This is a genomic window from Faecalicatena contorta (assembly GCF_021531995.1).
GTDB classification, from domain to species: domain Bacteria; phylum Bacillota; class Clostridia; order Lachnospirales; family Lachnospiraceae; genus Dorea_A; species Dorea_A contorta_A.
In genome coordinates this window covers 1-1,852 of record NZ_JAFBIZ010000221.1, presented here as the reverse complement: position 1 = coordinate 1,852, position 1,852 = coordinate 1, and the positions used below count along the sequence as shown (strand labels likewise).

General features: G+C 42.1%; 2 protein-coding genes. Both read right to left on the bottom strand.

The genetic code is table 11. The features are described from left to right. Positions 1-117: 117 nt before the first annotated feature. Complete coding sequence (cysK, locus tag JQM82_RS15405) at positions 118-1,050, bottom strand: cysteine synthase A (RefSeq protein ID WP_235251293.1); 933 nt, start codon at positions 1,048-1,050, stop codon at positions 118-120. 103 nt (positions 1,051-1,153) lie between these two features. Continuing rightward, positions 1,154-1,783: a single-stranded DNA-binding protein gene (locus JQM82_RS15400; RefSeq protein ID WP_235251292.1), complete on the bottom strand. Its 630-nt coding sequence runs from the start codon at positions 1,781-1,783 to the stop codon at positions 1,154-1,156. Between the last annotated feature and the right edge of the window lie 69 nt (positions 1,784-1,852).

Here is a 1,852-nt window from a genome sequence, read left to right as displayed (position 1 = left end):
GTTTAATATGTATTATATTATCTACTATCTATATAGTCAAGCAATTTTCGAACTATAAGGAATAACAAGCATGTAGCAGAAAAAGGGAGAGCTTCCGCTCTCCCTGAATCAAAGAAATTACTCTGTAAAAAGTGGAGTTGAATAATATCTGTCTCCTGTGTCCGGAAGCAGTGCTACAATTGTCTTTCCCTTATTCTCCGGACGTTTTGCCAACTGGATCGCTGCATATAACGCGGCACCAGAAGAGATTCCTACCAAAACACCTTCCTGTTTTGCAAGAAGTTTTCCTGTTTCAAACGCATCTTCATTTTCTACTTTAATGATCTCATCATAGATCTCTGTATTCAATACATCCGGTACAAACCCCGCTCCGATTCCCTGAATCTTATGTGGGCCTCCTTTTCCTTCAGAAAGTACCGGTGAACCTGCAGGTTCAACAGCTACAATTTTAACATCCGGATTCTGAGATTTCAGATATTCTCCCACGCCAGTCAGTGTACCGCCTGTTCCTACTCCGGCAACGAAGTAATCCACATTACCATCCGTGTCATTCCAGATCTCCGGTCCGGTTGTGCTTCTGTGGATAGCAGGATTTGCCGGATTCACAAACTGTCCCGGAATAAAGCTTCCCGGAATCTCACCTGCAAGTTCTTCTGCTCTGGCGATTGCACCTTTCATTCCCTTTGCACCTTCTGTCAGCACCAGTTCTGCACCGTAAGCTTTTAGAATATTTCTTCTTTCGATACTCATCGTCTCCGGCATGGTAAGGATGATCCGATATCCTTTTGCAGCTGCAATCGCCGCCAGACCGATTCCGGTATTTCCTGATGTAGGCTCAATGATTACAGATCCTTCTTTTAAAATTCCTTTTTCTTCCGCATCCTCGATCATCGCTTTTGCAATTCTGTCTTTTACACTTCCTGCGGGATTAAAATATTCCAGCTTTACCAGTACTCTTGCTTCCAGTTTCAGTTCCTTTTCAACATTACCTGCCTCTACTAATGGTGTATTACCTATCAATCCAATCGTTCCTTTATAAATGTTTGACATATCGCCTGTCTCCTTCCATACTTTTTCTATATGTTTTATCTGTTTTTCTAGATTATATTCCTAGTTTTCCTATCTGTCAACTATTTTTTATTATTTTTCACATTCATTCTGCCAGACACTCCAGTTTGCTGACGGATACTTCGTATGCCGTTCGCTTTTCCGTCTCTGTATCCGTCAGTTTCTTCATATATTCCCTGCTCTGAATCCGTCCAATCACCTGCACATGTTCACCCACTTCAAACGCAGAGGCATATCTTGCATTTCTCCCCCAACAGATACATGGTATGTAATCTGATTTTCCATATGGTCGATTGACCGCCAAAAGCAGATCTGCAATCTCTCTTCCCAGTGGCGTTTTTCGATATACCGGCTGCTTGCAGATATAACCGTCCAGAAATATATGATTGGTCTTGGCACCATCCAGTTCTTCTTCCGCAAAAGACACTTCCCTTACGAATACGGATAAAATCAATCGATTCTTTTGCTCATCATGTCTGTTGTATGATCGAAACTGCCCGCTTGCCATGATGAACGCTCCGGTATAATCCCGGGATACGTCCATCAGTCTTTCTGATATCATAAGCGGAATCCGGTCCTCTGAATTGCTGAGGCGCCGCACACTCACATCCACCATATAGAATCCTTCGCCAAACACTTCATGACTGAATGAAAATGGTGATACTATCTCTCCCATAATCGTTACCTGGTTGTTTTCAATTATCTTATCTGACATAATTTTACAATCTCCCTTCCTCTGAATCGTATTTTGAGTCATTACATAGTTTATGAACGGAATTCGTAT

Bases quoted from the DNA above. Each gene is read 5' to 3' on its own strand.
- cysK (WP_235251293.1), bottom strand. From the start codon at position 1,050: ATGTCAAACATTTATAAAGGAACGATTGGATTGATAGGTAATACACCA.
- JQM82_RS15400 (WP_235251292.1), bottom strand. From the start codon at position 1,783: ATGTCAGATAAGATAATTGAAAACAACCAGGTAACGATTATGGGAGAG.